At 78.0% G+C, this 4,233-nt stretch carries 4 protein-coding genes; 3 read left to right on the top strand and 1 reads right to left on the bottom strand.

Features of this window, described 5'->3' with window-relative positions; all coding sequences use genetic code 11:
• Window positions 1–96 precede the first annotated feature (96 nt).
• On the bottom strand, window positions 97–282 hold the full coding sequence (locus AB0F18_RS38675) for a DUF6104 family protein (protein ID WP_018102711.1): 186 nt from the start codon (window positions 280–282) through the stop codon (window positions 97–99).
• A 138-nt stretch (window positions 283–420) separates the two neighbouring features.
• Here AB0F18_RS38675 and AB0F18_RS38670 point away from each other — a divergent pair, with 138 nt between their 5' ends.
• The 3 genes from AB0F18_RS38670 to AB0F18_RS38660 all read left to right on the top strand — a co-directional run.
• Window positions 421–2,496, top strand: a complete 2,076-nt coding sequence (locus tag AB0F18_RS38670; RefSeq protein WP_362070080.1) for a trypsin-like peptidase domain-containing protein — start codon at window positions 421–423, stop codon at window positions 2,494–2,496.
• Between the two features lie 491 nt (window positions 2,497–2,987).
• Window positions 2,988–3,998, top strand: coding sequence for a MoxR family ATPase (locus AB0F18_RS38665; protein WP_362070077.1), 1,011 nt, complete (start codon window positions 2,988–2,990; stop codon window positions 3,996–3,998).
• 6 nt (window positions 3,999–4,004) lie between these two features.
• A partial coding sequence (locus AB0F18_RS38660) for a hypothetical protein (RefSeq protein ID WP_362070074.1) occupies window positions 4,005–4,233 on the top strand: 229 nt, incomplete at its 3' end.

Raw genomic sequence — 4,233 nt, 5'->3', positions numbered from 1 at the left:
GCCACACCCCGGGGGGGCCCCCCCGCCGGGGGGGGCCGCCCCTCGGTCGTACGCGCCGCACGGCGTGGGCGCAGGTCCCCGCGCCCGCCGGACGGGCTACTCGTCCTCGTCCTCGTCGTCGTCCAGGCGGGCCAGCCAGGTCGCCAGGCGTTCGACCGGGACCTCGAAGTCGGGGTTGAGGTCCACGAAGGTGCGGAGCTGCTCGGCGAGCCACTCGAAGGTGACCTCCTCCTCGCCGCGCCGCTTCTCCAGCTCCTCGATGCCGCGATCGGTGAAGTACAAGTCGGGCTCCGTGCCGTGTCGAAGATGGGGTGTTTCCCGCCAGGATAATCCGGCTCCCGGGCGACACCTGCCGATGTCCCGCCCCCGGCGCTAGCGTGGACGGACCCGCTGGGGCGGGCGGGAGAGGGGGGTCTCGGGATGCCGGACGGGCGCACGGGCGGATCCGCGCGCGCCTTCGAGCTCCTGGAGCCCCTGGTCCGGGCCGCCACCGTACGCGTCCACGCGGCCCCGGGCGGGTATGACAGCGCTGGGACCGGACCCACCTGGGGCAGCGGCTTCTTCATCGCCCCCGGCTGGGTCCTGACGTGTGCGCACGTCGTCGGTGAAGGGGGTGCCGGGGTGCGTCTTGCGGGGCGTGAGGTCGGCATCAGCTTCTTCCCCGGGGGAGACACCACCACCACCGGGACGGTCGCGGGGCGCGTGGAATGCGTGCTGCCCGAGCGGCTGGAGGAACGCCGGCCCGGCCGCCGGGCCCTGTGGGACCTCCCGGACCTCGCGCTGGTCCGGGTCCTGGCGCCCGTCACCCACGCCTGCGTCTGGCTGACCGACCGGGCCAGACCCCGGCTCGACGAGGCCGCCTACTTCGGCTGCACCGAGGAACTCGGCATCCGCGAGATCACCGGCCGCACCACCCGGCTGCGCGGCCTCGCCGCGGGCGGCGCCGCCATCCGCCTCGGCGACGACGACGAGATCGAAGCCGGGATGTCCGGCGGGCCGGTCGTGGACCTGACCCGCGGGGAGGTCGTCGGCGTGGTCAAGGCCCGGCGGCACGCGGGCGGCGGCGGCCTCGCCGTGTCCGTGTCCCAGCTGCGGACCCTGCCCCTGGCGGCGACCGGTCAGACCGGGCTCTACCGGCGGGTCATGCAGGCCCACGACCTCTACCACTACGACCGGCACCTCAGCGACCTCGACAGCCGCCGGACCTGGACCGACGTGCACGACCTGCTGCCCGCCGGGGAACCGGACCCGTACCCGGACCCGTACGGCGGCCGCGGCCGGCTGACCCCCGGCGAGCGCACCACCCTGTGCGGGCTGCTCGCCGAACTGCCCCCGCCCGGATCCTCGGAAGCCGTACGCGAGCTCGCCGAGCAGGCGCGGGGCGAGGAACCCGACGCCACCCTGCCCGCCCCGCTCAGCTGGCGCGACGGCCTCGGCCTGCTGCACGACCCGCCCGGCGCGGGCGGCGAGGCCGCCGCGATGCTCCGCTACGCCACCGGCGTCAGCGTCGCCGACCACCGCGAGCCGCCCGCACCCGGCGCCGACGAGGAACTGTGGGACTGGGTACGGACCACCGCCGAGCGGCTGTGGCGGCCGCTGCGCCGGGAGCTCGCCGAGCGGCACGAACGCGGCCTGGCCGAACGGGAACGCCGCCGGCGGCTGGCCGCCGGACAGGCGGCGCTGGGCCGCGCCCGGCGGCCCGCGGGCCGGCCGGCCGGGCCCACGGTGCTGCTGGAGGCCTGGGCGCACGGCTGGGAGGACGTCTACGACTGGCGGGTCTCGGTCCTGGCCGGCCCTGCCCGCCCCGGCCGGGTCACCCCCGTGGCCGCCGGGGTACGGGCCACCCTGGCGGGTCTCCCCGACGCACTGCGGGCCCCGCTCGCCGAAGGGTTCCGCCGCTGCGACACGCACGAGGCGGCCGCGGTGCTCGAAGTGGCGGTCGCGCCCGAGCTGTTCGGGCTCGCGGTCGACGAGTGGGCCGTCTCGGGCGGGGTGCCGGTGGGGGTGCAGCGGCCGGTGGTGTTCCGCCACCCGGACGGCACCGGGAGCCCCGCCGCCGCCGGGCGGTGGGCGCGGGTGCAGGCGGGGCCCCTGCTGGACCAGCGCGCCGACTGCTCGCGGGGCCGCCCCCGCAGCCCCTCGCCGGCATGGCTGGAGGGGCTGGCCGACACCACCGTGCCGGTGCTCTGCCGGGACCCGGCCGCCGAACCGACGCTGGGCGCGCTGCACTCCGTACGGGACGCCGGCTACGGGGTGGCGGTGTGCCGGCGCCCCCCGGCCGACCCGGGGGCCTCGTGCGCGCCCTTCCACCGGGGGCTGCGCGAGGAGCTCGCCGAGGCCGGCCGGGGCGCGGTGCTCCCGCAACGCCTCCAGGCCCTGCGCCGGCGGGCGTACGGGGCGGACCCCGACGCCTACTGGGCGGCCGGCGTGGCCCTCGTCTGGGAGGACCCGTCCCGCGCCCTCCCGGAGGACGAGCCGCTCCAGGGGGATCTTTGAGGCCCCGCCCGAGGCCCCGGCCCGCCCGGCCGGGTCGCACGCCGGAGCCGCAGCCGGGAGCGGGGGCCGGGGGCGGCCGGGGTCCGGGGGCCGGGGGCGGCGGTCGGGCAGCGGGGACTGGAGCCGGCCGGGCGACGGACCCCGGGGCGGGCCGGACGGCCGCTTCGGGCGGGAGCCGGGGGGCAGGGCTCGTGGCGGCCTGGGGAACGGGGCCTGGCTGTGGTCGGGGAGCGGGGATTGGAGCGGGCCGGGGCGCGGGGGCCGGAGCGGACCGGGTCGCGGGATCCGGGCCGAGGGTCGGCGGGAGCCGGCCGACGCGGCTTGCGGCGGCCCGGGGAACGGGGCCTGGCTGTGGTCGGGGAGCGGGGCTCGGAGTGGGCCGGGGCGCGGGGGCCGGGTCGGTGCCGGGTGTCGTGGGTAGGGCGCGGGTGTGGGGTGCGGTCGGGTGGGGGAGGTCCGTGCTGGGGCGGGCCGTGCGGGAGGGAGCGGGCGTGAACGAGGAATGGCTCATCTACCGGGGGGTCGGCGAACCCCACGACGGGATCGACGCGCTGCCCGACCCGCCGCCCTGGCGGGACTTCGACGGCGGACCCGTCGCCGAGCCCGGCGGGGCAGCGGCGGCCGCCGACGGGAACGTGGCGCGCCGGCTGGGCGCCCACCGGCAGGCCGCCGAGCTGCACCGGCCCGAGCCGGAGGAGCTGGACGCCATCAACGCGGCGCTCTACCTGCGCAGGCCGCTGCTGGTGACCGGCTACCCCGGCACCGGCAAGTCCACCCTCGCGCACGCCGTCGCGCACGAGCTGAAGCTCGGCCGCGTGCTGCGCTGGCCCGTGGTGTCGCGGACCGTGCTCCAGGAGGGGCTCTACCGCTACGACGCCCTCGCCCGGCTCCAGGACGTACAGATCGCGGCGAGCGGAGGGGAGCCGGGGCGGGCGCCGGGCATCGGCAAGTACATCCGGCTCGGCCCGCTCGGCACCGCCCTGCTGCCCACCGCGCGGCCGCGCGTCCTGCTCGTCGACGAGCTCGACAAGAGCGACATCGACCTGCCGAACGACCTGCTGAACGTCCTGGAGGAAGGCGAGTTCACCCTGCCCGAGCTCGAACGCGTCGCCGACTCCGAGCCCGAGGTGCACGTCCTCACCGACGACGGCACCAAGGCCACCGTCCGCGACGGGCGGGTGCGCTGCCGGGCCTTCCCGTTCATCATCCTGACCAGCAACGGCGAACGGGACTTCCCCGCCGCCCTGCTGCGCCGCTGCATCCAGCTCAAGCTGGGCCAGCCCGGCGAGAAGCGCCTCGCCACCATGGTCCGCGCCCACCTCGGGGAGGAGGCCGCCCAGCTCGGGGCCGACCTGATCCGGGAGTTCCTCAGCCGCTCCCGCTCCGAACTCGTCGCCGCCGACCAGCTGCTCAACGCCATCTACCTCACCCACTACGCCTCCCCGCCCAGCCGCGAGGACCTCGCGGACCTGCTCATCCAGCGCCTCGACCGTCCGAGGTGAGGGCCGGTGCCCCGAGAGCACACGGACTCCGAGACCGGGGGCCCGCACGCCGCAGGCCGGCCGGCCCCCGGGCTTCGTGACGCAGGTCTTCGTGACGCGGGCCGGGACCCCGCCGCCGACCGCCGGGGTCCCGCGGACGGGCCCGCCGGCGCCGGGCTGCGTACGCTCGCCGGGCTGCTCCGGGCCGCCGGGCTCGACCCGTCCCCCGAGGAGCTGGCCGACGCCCTGTGGCTGG

Origin of the sequence: Streptomyces sp. NPDC029216, assembly GCF_040648015.1 — a bacterium.
Lineage (GTDB): Bacteria > Actinomycetota > Actinomycetes > Streptomycetales > Streptomycetaceae > Streptomyces.
The sequence above is the reverse complement of the archived record's forward strand: the minus strand, read 5'-3'. Positions and strand labels throughout refer to the sequence as shown.

Coding starts and splice junctions, on each gene's coding strand:
- AB0F18_RS38670 (WP_362070080.1), top strand. CDS start 421: ATGCCGGACGGGCGCACGGGCGGATCCGCGCGCGCCTTCGAGCTCCTG.